General features: G+C 57.8%; 15 protein-coding genes. 7 read left to right on the top strand and 8 right to left on the bottom strand.

Translation table 11 applies throughout. The features are described 5' to 3' along the window. Positions 1-160 precede the first annotated feature (160 nt). On the top strand, positions 161-1,156 hold the full coding sequence (locus GOW16_RS06350) for a helix-turn-helix domain-containing protein (protein ID WP_170411947.1): 996 nt from the start codon (positions 161-163) through the stop codon (positions 1,154-1,156). Positions 1,157-1,307: 151 nt separating this feature from the next. Here GOW16_RS06350 and GOW16_RS06345 read toward each other — a convergent pair whose 3' ends face one another. Further along, positions 1,308-2,000, bottom strand: coding sequence for a Crp/Fnr family transcriptional regulator (locus GOW16_RS06345; RefSeq protein WP_170411944.1), 693 nt, complete (start codon positions 1,998-2,000; stop codon positions 1,308-1,310). 180 nt (positions 2,001-2,180) lie between these two features. Here GOW16_RS06345 and hemA point away from each other — a divergent pair, with 180 nt between their 5' ends. From hemA to GOW16_RS06330, 3 genes are all read left to right on the top strand, one after another. Beyond that, positions 2,181-3,404, top strand: coding sequence for a 5-aminolevulinate synthase (gene hemA, locus GOW16_RS06340; RefSeq protein WP_170411943.1), 1,224 nt, complete (start codon positions 2,181-2,183; stop codon positions 3,402-3,404). Positions 3,405-3,574: 170 nt separating this feature from the next. After that, the gene (locus tag GOW16_RS06335; RefSeq protein WP_170411940.1) at positions 3,575-3,979 is read left to right on the top strand and encodes a hypothetical protein; all 405 of its coding nucleotides are present in this window, start codon (positions 3,575-3,577) and stop codon (positions 3,977-3,979) included. Next, complete coding sequence (locus GOW16_RS06330; protein WP_170411936.1) at positions 3,928-4,578, top strand: hypothetical protein; 651 nt, start codon at positions 3,928-3,930, stop codon at positions 4,576-4,578. The genes GOW16_RS06335 and GOW16_RS06330 overlap by 52 nt, the downstream gene beginning before the upstream one ends. Before the next feature lie 18 nt (positions 4,579-4,596). On the opposite strand, the gene GOW16_RS06325 is transcribed toward GOW16_RS06330, so the two are convergent. The 6 genes from GOW16_RS06325 to GOW16_RS06300 are packed head-to-tail and all read right to left on the bottom strand — an operon-like array spanning position 4,597 to position 10,015. After that, on the bottom strand, positions 4,597-4,884 hold the full coding sequence (locus tag GOW16_RS06325) for a cytochrome C oxidase subunit IV family protein (RefSeq protein WP_170411932.1): 288 nt from the start codon (positions 4,882-4,884) through the stop codon (positions 4,597-4,599). A 5-nt stretch (positions 4,885-4,889) separates the two neighbouring features. Beyond that, positions 4,890-5,438: a cytochrome c oxidase subunit 3 gene (locus tag GOW16_RS06320; RefSeq protein ID WP_170411929.1), complete on the bottom strand. Its 549-nt coding sequence runs from the start codon at positions 5,436-5,438 to the stop codon at positions 4,890-4,892. Next, positions 5,435-7,357, bottom strand: coding sequence for a nitric oxide reductase activation protein NorD (locus tag GOW16_RS06315; protein WP_170411926.1), 1,923 nt, complete (start codon positions 7,355-7,357; stop codon positions 5,435-5,437). The genes GOW16_RS06320 and GOW16_RS06315 overlap by 4 nt, the downstream gene beginning before the upstream one ends. 9 nt (positions 7,358-7,366) lie before the next feature. Beyond that, positions 7,367-8,176, bottom strand: a complete 810-nt coding sequence (locus GOW16_RS06310; RefSeq protein WP_254429695.1) for a CbbQ/NirQ/NorQ/GpvN family protein — start codon at positions 8,174-8,176, stop codon at positions 7,367-7,369. Between the two features lie 5 nt (positions 8,177-8,181). After that, positions 8,182-9,549, bottom strand: a complete 1,368-nt coding sequence (locus GOW16_RS06305) for a cbb3-type cytochrome c oxidase subunit I (RefSeq protein ID WP_058274912.1) — start codon at positions 9,547-9,549, stop codon at positions 8,182-8,184. Between the two features lie 16 nt (positions 9,550-9,565). Beyond that, positions 9,566-10,015 (bottom strand): c-type cytochrome, encoded by a 450-nt coding sequence (locus GOW16_RS06300; RefSeq protein ID WP_170411920.1) that lies wholly within the window; start codon positions 10,013-10,015, stop codon positions 9,566-9,568. Positions 10,016-10,321: 306 nt separating this feature from the next. Between GOW16_RS06300 and GOW16_RS06295 the strand changes: the two genes are divergently transcribed. After that, a complete protein-coding gene (locus tag GOW16_RS06295) occupies positions 10,322-11,371 on the top strand; it encodes a Hint domain-containing protein (protein WP_170411916.1) in 1,050 nt (349 codons plus the stop codon). Between the two features lie 27 nt (positions 11,372-11,398). On the opposite strand, the gene GOW16_RS06290 is transcribed toward GOW16_RS06295, so the two are convergent. Beyond that, a complete protein-coding gene (locus GOW16_RS06290; RefSeq protein ID WP_170411913.1) occupies positions 11,399-12,577 on the bottom strand; it encodes an NnrS family protein in 1,179 nt (392 codons plus the stop codon). Between the two features lie 234 nt (positions 12,578-12,811). On the opposite strand from GOW16_RS06290, the gene GOW16_RS06285 reads away from it, so the two are divergent. Both GOW16_RS06285 and GOW16_RS22955 read left to right on the top strand, forming a co-directional pair. Next, positions 12,812-14,488, top strand: coding sequence for a cytochrome D1 domain-containing protein (locus GOW16_RS06285; protein ID WP_170411910.1), 1,677 nt, complete (start codon positions 12,812-12,814; stop codon positions 14,486-14,488). Positions 14,489-14,612: 124 nt separating this feature from the next. After that, positions 14,613-16,400, top strand: coding sequence for a NapC/NirT family cytochrome c (locus GOW16_RS22955; RefSeq protein ID WP_170411907.1), 1,788 nt, complete (start codon positions 14,613-14,615; stop codon positions 16,398-16,400). Positions 16,401-16,423: the final 23 nt, after the last annotated feature.

Genomic DNA, 16,423 nt, shown 5'->3' with positions numbered 1-16,423 from the left:
AGAAACCTCATCTGCACATGCCCCCCAATGGAAGCATACGAAGAAGCCGCCGAGTAAGAGGGCTGAGCGACACGACCGATCCCCGAACGCCCGGGGGTCGGTCAAAAAATGAGGGCGATGCCACAACAGGCAAGGCTCAAATCCAGCAGGTGGAGGAACAATGAAACACTATGTCCTCAATAACGGTCGTTCGCCCAAGGCCTGTGCAGCACGGCATACCCCCCACAGGAAACACCATGTCGATCTTGTCCTCTCTGGCACGGACACCGAAGCATCGGCACAGATCGTCCTGGACTTTTTCGACGCCCTGAACAGGCTTGCCGAACACCATTCCTATGTCATCAACATTCGCAGGCTGGCCGAAGGACCGGCAGAAGGGCCGCTTTATTGGTCTAGCAGAACGGCTGTGTTTTGGGGGGATATCCACGAAAACTGGCTGTTGAATGAACCTGAGAAATCTTGGACTTCACAGGTTGTTAACCTGTCGTCGCGCACAATTCTTGTTGGCGGCGCCGTTTTGCTGCTTGCGCAGATCGGACGTGCCGAGAAAACAGTCGCCGCGGTGCATCCCAACTTTACGGCTGCAGCGCAGGAAATCGGGTTGATCGAAGATGGTTCGGGTATCCATATGGCCCGAGATAATCGGCTACACAGTGCTTCAACCAGGCTAAGCGCGCTGCGGTTGTTGTCCAATTTCGTCTCGGTCGATCACGGAGAGCACCTGGCAGACACGCTGCGCGGCTATATTGGCCTGTCCGAGCCCAAAAGGATTGCCAATAGCCACCTTGCAACCCGGCTGATCCAACGATCCGAGGCAGACCCACAAGTGTGCAGAACTGTCGACACCATGCTTGATAATCTTGAGGATCCGTTGCGGATCTCTGATCTGGCGCAAACGCTGGGCACTTCGACACGGCAATTGCAGCGCCGGTTCCTGAACAGAACCGGCACAAAGCTTTTGACAACGTACAGAGAACTCCGCCTGGAACGGGCAAACACGTTGCTACGGACAACGGACCTGTCGCAGCGTGAGATTTCGGCCGCTACGGGCTTTTCGTCTACCGTCGCTCTGGGCCGCGCATTTCGCGTGCACTACAAGGCCTCTCCGGACGACATCCGCAATCAACGCTTTGCGGGGCAGCTTTCAATCAACTAGTCGGCACAGAACCGGGCCGCGCATTTCGGTCGTTCCACCCCAGCCCGAAATACGCGGCAGACCTAGGCGTTTTGCACACAAACATGCAAATCTATCCTGGCAACCGGATCGAAAACTATGTGCAGATAACCCAACTGCCGTGTCGATTGCGTTACTTTTCCGAGGAGTCTCTTTCGGCGTAGTCACGCAACGCCTGAATGTCCGCGATTTCGGCGTGATTTCGGTTGATTTTTACACCTACAGGCTTGAGCCGCGAAAACGCCCGGCTCAGGCTTTCGGGTTTCATGCCCAGGCGGCCGGCAATCAGCATCTTGTCATAAGGCAGCTCGACCTCGCAACCGCCGGACACCTTATCGGACAGGTTCAGCAGAAATTCAGCTACCCTTTGCGCACCGGTCTGCGCCTTAAGTTGTTCCAACTGTGCAACCAGTGAATGCAGATGGGTAAAGGTCGAGGCCAGGATCGACACGCCAATCTCAGGGTCTTCGCGCATCAGGGACAAAAGAACCGGGCTGGGAATGTGCATGATTTCACAAGCCGAAACGGCCTCAGCAGAGACAGGGTAAGGCACATTACGCAGCGCGACCGCTTCGCCGAAACTTTCGCCACGGGTAAAGACGCTGACCACTGCCTCGGCCCCGGTTGGCGCCATGCGAAACAGCTTGACCCAACCTGCCAGAACGACATGTACCGCCTTGGCCTCTTCTTCCTGAAGAAATATCGTCTCGCCCCGGTCGTAGCGCCGCCAGATCGCGTGACTAAGCAACTTGTCGATATGGTGTTCTGGCAGGCTTTTCAGCAGCAGTGACTGCCTGGCGATTATCTTTTGTGCTTCATGGGCCAAGAAGTGCCCCCTTTTTCCCTGGCCGATCTCCCGGCCGGTACATCCCTACTTTATGGCTATGCCAAACCTGAATTCCCGGCACCAGCCTTTTCGTGTGAGGCAACTTGACAATTGTCATGTCATCGCGCGGCCAGCATGCCTAACCTCAGGCCAAAGCCAGTAATCCCGGGAGTGCGTGAGATGGACTACGAGCGATTTTTCACCCAGAGCCTCAATGATCTGCGGGACGAAGGAAACTATCGTGTTTTCATAGATCTGCAGCGGCACTGCGGGGCGTTTCCGAACGCACGCCAGACCGACGGAGCGCTGCAGCGCGATGTGCGGATCTGGTGTTCCAATGACTATCTGGGCATGGGGCAGCATCCGAATGTGATTGGCGCGATGCATGACGCACTGGATCGCTGCGGTGCCGGCGCAGGGGGGACGCGCAACATCTCGGGCACAACGCATGACCATGTGCTTTTGGAAAACGAACTGGCGGATCTGCACGGGAAGGAGGCCGCGCTGCTGTTTACTTCGGGCTATGTCTCGAACTGGGCCGCACTGGGAACGCTGGCGGCCAAAATCCCCGAGCTCGTCGTTTTCTCGGATGCGTTGAACCACGCGTCGATGATCGAAGGTATCCGCCATTCACGGGCGCAGAAAGTCATCTGGAAGCACAACGATTTGGCGGACCTTGAGGCGAAACTGGCTGCAGCAGACCCCGACGCGCCTAAGATGATCGCGTTCGAATCCGTCTATTCGATGGATGGCGACATCGCTCCGGTCAAAGAGATTTGCGATCTGGCCGACAAGTATGACGCGATGACCTATCTGGATGAGGTTCACGCCGTTGGTCTTTATGGTCCGCGTGGCGGTGGTATTGCCGAACGTGAGGGGTTGATGGACCGCCTGACCGTCATCGAAGGCACATTGGGTAAGGCGTTTGGTGTGGTCGGTGGTTACATCGCCGCCTCGGCTGCGCTGTGCGATTTCGTGCGTAGCTTTGCCAGCGGGTTCATCTTTACCACCGCCCTGCCTCCGGCAATTGCGGCTGGGGCCGCTGCCTCAATCCGGCATTTGAAACAATCGAATACCGAACGCGACCTGCAAAAGGCCCGCGTGGCGCAAGTTCGCGCGCGGCTGGATGCCGAAGGCATTCCGCATTTGCCCAACCCCAGCCACATTATCCCCGTGATGGTAGGTGATCCGGTGAAATGCAAATTCATCTCGGACACGCTGCTGGAAGAGTTCGGAATCTACATCCAGCCGATCAACTACCCAACCGTGCCGAAAGGAACCGAGCGTTTACGGATCACCCCTTCGCCCGTGCATACGGATGAAGATATCGACCATCTGGTCGGCGCCCTTTCGGCCCTGTGGCAACGGTGCCAGATCGCCCGGATGCCAATCGCCGCTCAGTAGCCAAAGCACCCCCTCTCTTGGAAATTTGCCGCCTCACCGAGGCGGCTTTTTTGGTGCGACAAACTTTTGTCCAATTCACATTCTAACCGGAAAGCATGAAGCAGTTTATTCTCTTAGGTTGTATTGTTCTCGCCGTAATTGGGTGCAGTCGAGAAACCCCACGTGACAAGATGTTCGATGAATTGCGTGCGCAAAAGGACGTTCAGACGCCTTTTCCTAGCGCAGGTTACACATATGCCAGCTTTGACTCAGGCCACGGCTATCAAATTGAATATCTGGATCCCAATGGGCGCGCTTTTCTTTGGTACCCGGGCAATCGTAGTGCTGTGTCGGGTGAATGGAAAATCGTGCTGGACGAGATTTGCTATCGCTACGGTTCGAACACGTTCAACCCCCAAACATTGCAGCGAGGCGGGTCCTGGAGCTGCGATTACACGGGACGGGCTGGCTATCTGGTCACTGCCTATCAAAAAGGTGATCCCTTCAATCTGAGATCCGGGAAAATCCCTTATGACCGCAGCAAATGCGATCTTCCCAAAGAATTAAAGAAAATCAAGAAAGTGAGTTGCAAATGAGGATTGTTTTATCTGCTGTGGTTCTTGTTCTCATGAGCCACGCTGCAGCCAGTGCCTGCACCAGCATGAAGCGTTTGCCCGTATTCAACTACAAGAAACATGCCAGTGGTGACGCTGATTTCTACGGCCTTGATCCCAAAAAAGGTCGATACATCGTCATCCAGCACACGGGCGGCGTTTCAAAAATCGAAATTTCGGCAAAACGTGGTGCAAAGGCGCAATACACCCGAGCGGGTACCGGGGACCCTTTGCCTGTGACCGTTATGGTTTCCGAAAACCTGTGCACTCAAGGAAGCACGCGGCTGTTCACAAAGAAGTTTCATGCCCGATTAAAAGAACAATACTCAACGCAGTTCTACTTGCCGTTTTCTGCTTCTCAAAACAAGACCCCAGCTATTAATCTGGCTCAATCGGTTCTGCGGGCAACGTACTGCCCAAAGGGTGAAATCGCGCTCAACCACAAGTTTCAATACGTCGACAAGTCCGGCAGCAACCCTGTCGTGAAAACAGCGCCCGCAGCCCGAGCCTGGGGGTCCGATCCGTTCGATGAAAAGTGGATCATTCAACTGACATGTTCGGAATGGCGAAGCATCCAATAGGAACTATGGCAGAGGGCTTCAGATCAGGAACAGCGCCAGAATAAGGCACCCAAAAGCGATCATGACAAAAGTGAACCCGCGCAGCCACGTGGGGCTATCGGCAAGGTCCAGGTAACGCGCAAGGATTACCCGGGCTTTGATCAGCGCGAGGATCAAAATGCTGCTGCCAACAAAAGCCGGGGGCGCCGGCAGTGTGGTCAGCAACGTGGAGGCCAGGCTGAGTGCCAGCAGGGTAACCCACGCGCGTGTTAGTGTGCTCGGCGGCCATTGGCGGGAGAGTTTGGGAACAGATGAAGCAGCGCGCATGCTCGTTACCCCAGCAGGTAGATCACGGGAAACAACATGATCCAGACCAGATCGACCATGTGCCAGAACTGGGCACCCGCCTCGATGTTGCGGGCATCATCGCGCCAGGCGACGAACAGCAGGATACCCACCCCGGCCAACACATGTGCGGCGTGAAAGCCAGTCAGCAGGTAGTAGAACATGAAAAACGGGTGGGTCTCAAACGTGATCCCCTGCGCCGCTTTGCCCGCGTATTCGACACCTTTAATGATCAGGAACACTACCCCCAGCAGGGCAGAACCGATCAGGGCAAGACGCGCGGCGCTACGGCGCGCTGCCCTGTGCCAGTGCAATGCCTGCGCCGCGAGAAAACCTGAGGTGACCAGAACCGCCGTATTGAACGCAGCCCCCGTTCGGTAAAGATGCGACTGTGCCTCAGCAAAGCCAGACGGGTCGGTCAGGCGGACACCCATGAATGCGATCAGTCCTGCCCCGAACACCAGAAGTTCCGAGATGATGAGCACCCACATCAATAACTCACCCGGAAGCTCGTCAATCAGGGACGTATCGCTCATGCGCCGACCAGTTGGCGGTAAATTTGCGGCAATGCCATTGTCAGGCGGTGCGGGTCGGGGATGACGGCGAACCCGCCTTGCCCGAACATACGCGGGAACCAGCTTTTGCCGGATTTGTCGATGGTGACGCCGAACACCGATTGACCCACGCGGCGTGCTTCGCGGACAGCTTGCCGCGTGTCTTCGATACCGTGGCGGCCTTCGTAGTGGTCAAGATCGTTGGGCTTTCCATCAGTGATGACCAGCAAAAGGCGGCGCTTGCGCGACTGCGCTGCCAGTTCGGTCGAGCAATGACGGATCGCGGCCCCCAACCGGGTGTAATGGCCTGGGCGCAGCGAGGCGATGCGTTGTTCGACCGTCGCTCCCATCGGCTCATCAAACCGTTTGCAGCGTTGAACATAAACACGCTGGCGTTTCAGTGAACTGAAGGCATGGATGGCGAAGTCGTCGCCACAGGCATTCAGGCCCCAGGCTAGTGCGGCCAAAGCCTCGCGTTCGATGTCGATGACTGCACGGCCAGTGACGGCACTTTCTGTTGAACGGCTGACATCCAGCAGGATCGAAACCGCCAGATCGCGCGCTTCGGGACGGGATTGCATCCAGATACGCTCGGTTCCATCACCATTTGCACAGCGATCAACCTGCGCCCGTACGGCGGCCTCGATATCCAGTTGATCCCCATCCAGATGCCCGCGTGTCATGATACGACCGGGGCGCAAGGCCTCGAACTGGCGCTTGACCGCGCGGATACGGCGGGCGGTGGCTGGGTCTTTGCCAAACTCGGCCGCGTCTTCGCGGATTTCTGCATCAGAGAGCAGAACATTGACGTGATCGGGCAGATAACGGCCCGTACGCACATCCCACTCGGGATAGAGGATACGGCCTGACAAACGTTCTCGGTTCACGTCCTCGGGTGCGAGGTCGAGATGCAGTTTCAGCTTTGTGGGCGGCGCCTTGGATATCTGCCCAAGGCCAATCTCTTCCTGATCGTCAGCGGCTTTTTTGGCGTTGTCTGGATCGTCGTCATCGATGCGCCGGTTTATGTTCAAGAACTCGGCCCAACTGAGGATCGCCTCGAACTTGTGTAGGATAAAGCTGTCGCTGCGGGACGCCTGATCGGATTTGCGACGGCGGGCACGGTGAGTTTTCTCGCCGGATTCTTCGGGCGGACCCTCGGTATCGGGGTTTTCGACCTCGTTATGTTCGGAAAAGCCAACCGCACGCAGTTCGGGCCACAGTGGGACCGGGCGCATCGGTTGATAGCCGCGCGGTGCGGTCAGTTCATCGTCCATCGCCAACAGGTTTTCGGCCTGCTCCGACAATTCGGCGCGATCGCCCAGACTGTGCCGGATCAGCTCTTCGACAGCTGCTTCGACAGGCGGAAGGTTGGGAGTGTCGCGTTGAAGCAGAACACCTTTGCAAAGCTCGGTGTAAAGCGGGCGAAGGCCCGGGGCGTCTTCCAATGTTGCCCCGACCATGTCCTGCGCGGCGGTCAGGGCGCGCAGATCAGCACGCAGCGGATCATCTTCGTCAATTCTCGTCCCGGCATGCGCGGCAGCGGCCGCCAGCCAGACATAAAGTGCGCCATTTGCTTCGCGTGCAGGAAACACTGCCAAACGGTCCGGCAGTCGCAGCACCTCGCCATCAAACGAGGCGCGCGGCATCAATTCCACCTCAGCCCCCAGCCGGCGACGCCAACTCAGACGGTGGCGGGAAACCTCGGGTGAGACCGGGCGCAATTCGACGCCCGGACTACCCCCAAGCCCTCGGAAGAGGACGGCCAGCCGCCCCGCGACCTGTGACAGGTCGACCGCGGCTCCATCATGCACCTCAGGTGCATCGAGGCGGCTGGCAAGGGTGTGCCACAGTTTCCCGATCGTTTCTTCGGGTTCCCATGGCTCAAAGTCGATCTTGACCATCGGCCGGCCTCACCCAAAGACAGCCGTGACAAGATCGAGGAGCCCGCGTTTGATATCCTCGTCATCAGTCAGAGGTTCGATCATTGCGGCAAGGATGGCGCGGTCGGTGGACATGCCCTGGGCGATCAGCGTCGCGGCATAGACAACCAGACGAGTGGAAACGCCTTCCTCAAGATCCTGCCCCTTGAGCCCGCGCAGTTTGCCTGCAAGGCGCACCAACGGCTTGCAGCGTTCCAGCGGCAGGCCGCTTTCCTGCGCAACGACTTCAGCCTCCATCTCGGGCGACGGGAAGTCGAACTCCAGCGAGATAAAGCGCTGCCGGGTCGAAGGTTTCAGGGTTTTCAGGATATTCTGGTAACCGGGGTTATACGAGGCCACCAGCATGAAACCGGGTGCGGCTTCAAGCTCCTCTCCGGTGCGGTCGATCGGCAGGATGCGCCGGTCGTCGGTCAGCGGGTGCAATACGACGGTGACGTCCTTGCGGGCCTCGACCACCTCGTCGAGATAGCAGATTGCGCCTTCGCGCACCGCGCGGGTCAGGGGGCCGTCGACCCAGACGGTCTCGCCGCCTTTCAGCAGGTAGCGCCCTATCAAGTCCGCGGCGGCCAGATCGTCGTGGCAGGCCACGGTATAAAGCGGGCGGCCAAGACTGGCGGCCATGTGCGCGACAAAACGGGTCTTGCCGCAGCCCGTCGGACCTTTCAGCAGGACCGGCAGGTTGTTGGTATAGGCGGCAGCAAACACATCGCATTCGTCGCCTTGGGGCAGATAGAAGGGGGCGCTGGCCGCCCCCGTTCCCATTTGAATGGAGCCATCCATTTCCATCACTCCGCTGGGGTTTCAGCAGCGCCCGGCTCGATGATCTCTTTGCGAGGCACCCAGACCGAGTAGATGAACAGCAGCGCGCCAAGGACCACTACGACGCCGGACCCAAAGCGCATCCAGTAGAAGATCGCGATCTGGTCTTGCACGTCCATGAAGTAGTCTCCAACCACGCGCTGCATGTGTGTTTGCACGGTTCCACCGAAGGTCAGCACAAAGGTCATGAAGACCATGCCGCTGGTCATTAACCAGAAGCTGCCCATGTTCATCACCTGATTGTACGGATCACGGTTCTTCAGGATCGGCATCGCATAGCTGAAGATCGCCAGGTTGAGGCAGACATAGGCACCGTAGAAGGCCAGGTGGCCATGCGCGGCGGTGATCTGCGTACCGTGGGTATAGTAGTTCACCCCGTGCAGCGTGTGCAGAAAGCCCCAGACACCGGCACCGAAGAACGCCAGCGTGGCACAGCCCAGCGACCACAGAAGTGCGGCCTTGTTGGGGTGGTCACGACGGCCCTTCCAGACCATGACGAAGGCAAAGGCCATCATCGCAAAGAACGGGATCACTTCGAGGCTTGAGAAGATCGATCCGATCCACTGCCAATACGCAGGTGTACCGATCCAGTAGTAGTGGTGCCCTGTACCAAGGATGCCCGAGAACAGCGCGGCCGCGACGATGACATAGAGCCATTTCTCGACCACTTCACGGTCTACACCGGTCAGTTTGAGCATCAGGTAGGCCAGGATCGAGGCCATGATCAGCTCCCACACACCTTCGACCCACAGGTGGACGACATACCACCAGTATTGCTTGTCCAAGGACAGGTTGCCCGGATTGTAAAAGGCAAACAGGAACAACAGCGCCAGACCCCAAAGGCCCAACAACAGGATGTTGGTGATCGCGGTCTTCTTGCCCTTCAGAACAGTCATCGACACGTTGTAAAGGAAGATCAGCGCGGCCACGACGATGCCCGCCTTGACCCATTTGGGTTGCTCAAGGAATTCGCGCCCCTCTTTGCCCAGCAGCCAGTTGCCCTCGAACAGGTTGAAGGTATATGTCAGCACCACGCCCAGCGTTCCGACCACAAGGATGATCAGCTGCAAATAGGCCAGCATGGGCGAATGGATCTCACGCTCGGCCTCTTCCGGGATCAGGAAGTACGCCGCCCCGAAGAAGCCCAGGATCAACCAGACGATCAGCGCATTTGTGTGCAGCATCCGCACAATGTTGAACGGCAGAAGCTCGCTCAGGAAATTGGGCGAAACATAGATCCATCCGGCGATCAGACCGCCGATGACCTGGATCGCGAACAAGCCCATCGCTACGGCAAAGTAGGCGTAGGCAATTTTTTGGGATTCGTATTTCATTGCTCCGTTCCCTTTCTCAGCCAGCCTCGTTGGGCGGCCAGTCCTGAGCGTCGATATTGTCCGTCCAGATCAGGAAGTTGGTCAGATCACGGATCTCTTCGTCGCTGAGGTTGAATTGCGGCATCTGTCGGCGACCGGGAACGCCGGTGGGCTGCGCCTCCATCCAGCCCTTGAGCGCTTCAAAGGCTGATTCCGGGTCATCAAGGACGCCCCAGCGGGTCATCACATTCGCAACTTCCGGAGCAAAGTAGGCTCCTTCACCAAGAATGGTGTGACAGTTGATACAGGCGTGTTTTTCCCAGACGTGTTTGCCCCGTACCACGCTGTCATCAAGTTTCGCGGCATTCTCGGAATTGACGATGTACAGGTGTGAATGGGCCGACAGGGCCAGAAAGATGAGAATAAAGAACAGTGACCCGCCATAGAATATATTGCGCGCCATGCTCTTGGTCATGACTTCTCGCATCGCGCTCTCCTTTGCGCAGATTAGCTAGTGGAGAGCAGAATGCAGCGCGGGCCGGTTTACCGCCTTAACGAAAGTCAAGACTGGCAAACATTGCTGATGAAGCACCCAGAGCCCGCAACAAAAAGGCCAGCCCGAGTGTGGCCTGCGGGAAACTATTGTGCCTACAACTGGCCCAATTACCCCAAAAATGCCGTTTTGACGCCTTGAAAAACGTCGCCAGACTCAGCAACACTTTTTCGTGAGTACTCAGTAGCGTCGCTTTTGCGCGGCCTCGCAGAAGCAAAGCACACAAAGGTCAGGGTAACGATGGCAATTAATATTTACGGTGCATTCCGTTCTGACTCGACGATGTCGACCAGTCAGGCGCAGCTTTACCAAGTCAACACCACCTTCCAGATCTCGCAATACAGCCAAATTACAATCACCGATGGTGCCGACGGCACTATTATCGACGGTGACAACGTGGTCAACGAAGTGCCAAACGACCCGACACAGACCTATTTGGGCCGTGCGTTTGACTGGGATTACACCATTCGGGTCCGTGATGAAGATGGCAATACTTATGAAATCGGCGTCATGGATTGGGACATCAACAACAATGGGTCTATAAACACCAATTCCGCTGAGCAGGGTTATTTTCTTGGCTTCATCGGCGGAAGTGTTCCGCCACTGAACACGACGCTGACGATTATCGCACTCACCGATAACGGTCCGGACATTCCGGTGGATACGGTGGTACCATGTTTCACGCGAGGTACACTGATCGAAACGCCTGATGGTATGCGCCCTATCGAGACGCTGACCGTCGGGGACGAGGTGATGACAATGGACCGCGGTCCGCAGCGTATTCGCTGGATCGGCGCGCGCTCACTGACCGACCATGAGCTGTCGGAAAAGCCAAAACTGCGCCCGATCCGCATCTCAGCCGGAGCACTGGGCAGCGGACTTCCGCTGCGCGACCTGCTAGTGTCACCGCAGCACCGGATGCTGGTGCGCTCGGCCATTGCAATCCGTATGTTCGAGACCAGTGAAATTTTGGTGGCCGCGCACGCGCTTGTTGGCATTCCTGGTATTTCGGTCGAGGAAAACGCAGAAACGGTCGCGTATTACCACATGCTTTTCGAGCAGCATGAGATCGTTTTCGCCGAAGGTGCCCCGTCCGAAAGCCTATATGCCGGAGCCGAGGCGCTTAGGACTGTGCCCGCTGCGGCGCGAGCAGAAATGCTGGAGCTGTTTCCCGCCTTGGCCTCTGAGGGTTTCGTACCACCATCAGCGCGCCCGATCCCGGCCAAAGGCAAGCAGGTCCGGCACATGGTGCAGCGCCACATCAAGAATAGCCGATCATTGATCGAGTGACTTTGGCTTTTTGGAACAACAGGTTGCCTAGCCTCGCGTCACACGTGGGCCGGTCAAAGCGGGCCACATAGCAATCAGATACAGCGCAAAGGCGGTGACCCACAGGCCGTCCGACAAGAGCATCGCAACGAGATAGCCTGAATCCAGCTCGGCCCCAATCCAACGCGACAACGCAGCTACTGCCATCAAACCATAGGCAACAACCATCGGTCCCGGCGCGACCAGCGCGCGACCGCTATGTCCAAGCGCGGCGCGGCTCATGACCGCCAACGTCATGCCGCCTACGCACCCGATACCCAGAACGTGCAGGGCGGCCACTTCATTGCCAATCCCAAGTACTGCCATCCCCCACAGGATCAGACCCAGCGCCAGCATGCCCAGCCCCAGATGCAGCGCGAGAAGGATCGGTTCCCGGGCGGCCCATAAGGTCCGCCACCGGGCCATGCGCAGGATTTGTACGAGGCCCAGTGCCAGTGCCACGACACCTGCTACAAAATGCGTGCCTGATAGCAGCACAGCCAGCGGCAGGATCAGGGCCAAAACCATTCCTGGCTTGTCCAGTTGTGCAACCGACATTGGCCAGTCGGCCTCGGGCACGCCGGCCCGTTTCATGGCGTTGCGGGTAAAGGCCGGCGTTATCCGTCCGCCCAAAATGGCAATCATCGCGCATAGTGTCAGCAGACCCGCCCGCAACCCGGATTGCAGGGTGTCATCCGTCAATCCCATCCATTCCAGATGCGTGAACAAGTCGGCGATCCAGATAAAGCTAAGCAACAGCAGGAAAACCATGTTCTGCGGTTTCGGACGGCGGACCAGTTGCGTTGCGATTTTTGCTGCGAGGATCGGAACGAAAGCTAGGTCAATCACGGCAACCAATACCGTTGGCAGCATCCCCGAAAACCACATTGCCATCCGGCCCGCCAACCATACCCCTGCCGCGAGGGCGATGAACCGCGCGCGCGCATCAGGTGCTCCGGTCCAGTTTGGCACCGCCGTCAGAAAGAACCCACCCAACGCCGCAGTGGCATAGCCAAAGATCATCTCATGCGCATGCCACATAGGCGGCGTCATGCCGTAATCCGGCGCCATGTAAGGCACCGTCAGCCACAATCCCCAGACCAGTCCGACAAACAGGCCATACAGCCCGGCGGACAGAAAAAACACGCGGAACCCCTCACCAAAAATACGGGTGATGACTGCGGGCATGGCTGCTCTCCTAGGTCGTTTTTCCAAGCCCTAGCAGCCTGCTTGTTCGCGGCACTTAACCAAAATCAAAACGGCGGAAAACATGTCTATAAAACACAGATTTTCTGAGGTTTTTTTGGGTGAATTTTTGCATCTCTACCCCGGTTTACGCCCCATCCGTTGACTTTCGTCAAGGAGCCGAAGGCTTCGGTGGGCCAACCTTAGCCCTGCCTCACCAGCAAATGGAGAGTGATCATGTCACTTGGAATCAGCTACAAAAAAACTGGCCGTGCCTTTGGGGTCGGTTTGGCGATGCTGCTGGGCAGCGTCGCTGCTCCGACACTCGCCGAAGAGCCAACGCTTGACAAGGAAGCCTTTGAGTCGTCGAAACAATTGTACTTTGAACGCTGCGCCGGGTGCCATGGCGTGTTGCGCAAAGGGGCGACCGGCAAAAGCCTTGAGCCATTGGTCGAAACGAAAAACGCCGACGGCACCGTGACCGAATCCGGCACCCTGAAACTGGGTCAGGAACGGCTCGAAAAAATCATCGCCTGGGGGACCGAAGGCGGGATGAACAACTTCTCGGATGTGATGTCCGAGGACGAGATCAGCAATATGGCGACCTACATTCAGATGGAACCGCCCAAGCCGCCGGAAATGTCGCTGGAACAGATGATGGCGACTCGTAAGGTCTATGTCGAACCCGAAGATTACCCGACCGAGCCGCTGCATGGCCGCAACTGGGAAAACTTCTTCGTGGTCATCGAACGTGACGTCGGCAAAGTGGCCGTCATCGACGGCGACACCAAGGAAGTGCTGGCGCATATTCCGACAGGCTATGCCGTGCACGTTCTGAAAGCGTCCGAGCACCATAAACTGGAAGAGCCGGAAAACCCGGGCCGCTTCTGGTACACGATGGGCCGCGACGGCAAGATGACCAAGATCGACCTGTGGCAGAACCCTGAAAACATGCTGGTTGCAGAGGTCACGATTGGCTATGACGCTCGCGACGTGGCGGTATCAGGTGACGGTAAATACGTGATCGGTGGGGCCTATTGGCCGCCGCACTTCGCGATCGTCGATGCCGAAACAATGGAACCCAAGAAGGTTGTCTCGACCCGAGGCTACAACGTGGACGGGGACTATGTGGAAGAGGCGCGTGTGGCCGCGATCTACACCACTCCGAACGAGCCAACTTGGATTGTTGCCGTGAAGGAACTCGGCCAGCTCTGGCAAGTGGATTACTCAGACCTGGACAACCTGCGGATCGACAAGATCGACAGCGCCAAGTTCCTGCATGATGGGTTCTTTGACCCAACGGGCCGTTACTTCCAGATCGCCGCGAACGCGTCGAACAAGATGGTCGTGGTCGATACCGAAACCCACAAGCTGGAAGCCATGATCGACACGGCGCCGCTGCCGCACCCCGGTCCGGGCGCTAACTGGGATGATCCGAATTGTGGCCCGGTCGCCGGCACGACCCACCTGGGCGAAGGCACGGTCACCGTCTGGGGCAACGACCCCGAAGGCCGCCCCGATGATGCATGGAAGGTCTGCTATGAGGTGGAAACCGACGGGCCCGGTCTGTTCATTCGGACGCACCCAGACTCGGACTACATCTGGGCCGACCAGACCAAGCACCCCGAGCCTGAGGTCCAGCAATCGGTGCAGGTCATCGACAAGGCAACCGGTGAGATCGTGAAAACGATCCAGATCACTGAAGAGGAAGGCAACGTCGCCGTCCACTTCGAGTTCAATCAGGACGGCTCCGAGGTCTGGGTTTCCAAGTGGAACCGCTCGACCTCGAAAGAAGCGAACGGTGAGATCGTGATCTACGACGCCAAGACGCTGGAAGAGATCGGCCGCGTGAAGGGGCTGTTTGCACCGACCGGAAAATTCAACGTCTACAACCGGTCGAACCACGTCACCTGACGGTTTCGCAACCAACTTCGGAAAGGGCGGGCCCCTCGCCCGCCCTTTCCTCGTTTGACCACCCAGCCAAACTCACCGGCCTGCCATCCAAGGCCAGATAAGACAGCCAAAACGGAGCCCGGATATGACTTCCGAACCGGAAAAGAAAAAACCGATCTGGCGCCGGTATTTCCTGTGGGGAATGCCCGTGGCCGGTATTGCCGCAGCCTTTGTCGGCGGCATCATCTTCTGGGGCGGATTCAACACCGCCATGGAAGCCACTAATACCAAGGAATTCTGTATTTCGTGTCACGAGATGCGCGACTTCGTCTACGAAGAATACACCGGCACCATCCATGATGTGAACCGGTCTGGCGTGGGCGCCGTCTGTTCCGATTGCCACGTGCCCAAGGACTGGACGCACAAGATGATCCGCAAGATCAAGGCATCCAAAGAACTGTACGGCAAGGTGGTTGGCACCATCAACACCCGTGAGAAGTTCGAAGCCAAACGCGTGCATCTGGCGATGAATGAGTGGGAACGGATGAAGGCCACCGACTCACGTGAATGCCGCAACTGTCACGACTTTGAATCGATGATGCCTGAATTCCAGAAACCCCGCGCGCGTCAGCAACACCTGAACGCGATGACCGTGGGCCAGACCTGTATCGACTGTCACAAGGGGATTGCGCACTCGGATGCCCGCGACCGGGCCGACGAGGAATACCTGGAAAAGCTCGAAGCACCGAACCCGGACTTTATTCGACAGATCCCGCCGGAATACATGGCGAGCCTTGAACGGATCGAAGCCAAGGAAGCCGCAGAAGCCGAAACCGAGAAAGCCGCCAAACAGGCGCAGCATGAAGCCGTGCAGGCCCAGATCGCTGCTGCTGTGGATGCGGCTGTGGCCGAAGAACGCGCCAAATCCAACGGTGAGGAAGCAGCAGCGCCCGCAAGCGGGGGTGGTGATGATGTCGGCGCGGATATCGACTGGAACGCGGTTGCCACCGCCGATCTGAAACTGTTCTACCCCGGTCAAGCCTCGTTTGAATGGGTTCAGAACGGTAAGTCCCACGGTGGTGCGCGTCCTCTGACCAAAGGAGGCGATCAGTGCACGACCTGCCACGCCAAGGAACTGGACACAATCGGCAACAAGATCGTTGCTGGCGGTGAATTGGAACCCACCCCGATCCCCGGCAAACGCGGTGTGATCGACGCTACTGTTCAAGCAGCGCATGATGATGAAAACCTGTATATCCGCCTGCAATGGCCGGATGCAGGTCATAACCCTGCGCCGTTTGTGGACGGTGGCAAGATGGACCCAGACAACCAGATCAAGGTTGCCATGATGATCACCGGCACTGGGATTGAGCTGGGCGATCAGGTGGGCTGCTGGGCGTCGTGCCACGCCGACAACAGCTATATGCCCTTTGATCCGGGCGCGGATGCGATTGCTGCAAATGGTGACGTTGCGGGCCGGCTGGCCACGCAGGATACAGTGACCAAATACATCAGCGAAAGCCGCACGGAAGTCGAAGTCAAAGGCCGCCGCGGCAAGGCTCTGGGCGGTTGGGACAAGCTGGAGGCAGAAGCTCAGATCGAGCAGTACCTGGCCGATGGAACCTATCTTGACCTGATGCGCGTCTACGCCGATGGCAGCGCGACAAACGGTTATCTGCTGGAACAACGCGTGGTCAATGATGGTGAGATTGCCGCCTCGGCCAATCTGGCTGGCGGCATGTGGACCGTTGTGTTTACCCGCCCGCTGAATTCAGGCGCGCCCGGCGACGTCCCGCTTGAGGCGGGTCAGACCTACACGGTCGGTTTTGCGATCCACGACGATTTTGCGGCCGCGCGGTTCCACCATGTGACGCTGGATACCAGCCTCGCACTGGATGACGACAGCGCGTTCATCAACGTGGTCAAACAATAACGGATGGGGGCCGGGCATTCCGG

Origin of the sequence: Ruegeria atlantica, assembly GCF_013033965.1 — a bacterium.
GTDB lineage: Bacteria > Pseudomonadota > Alphaproteobacteria > Rhodobacterales > Rhodobacteraceae > Ruegeria > Ruegeria atlantica_D.
The sequence above is the reverse complement of the archived record's forward strand: the minus strand, read 5'-3'. Positions and strand labels throughout refer to the sequence as shown.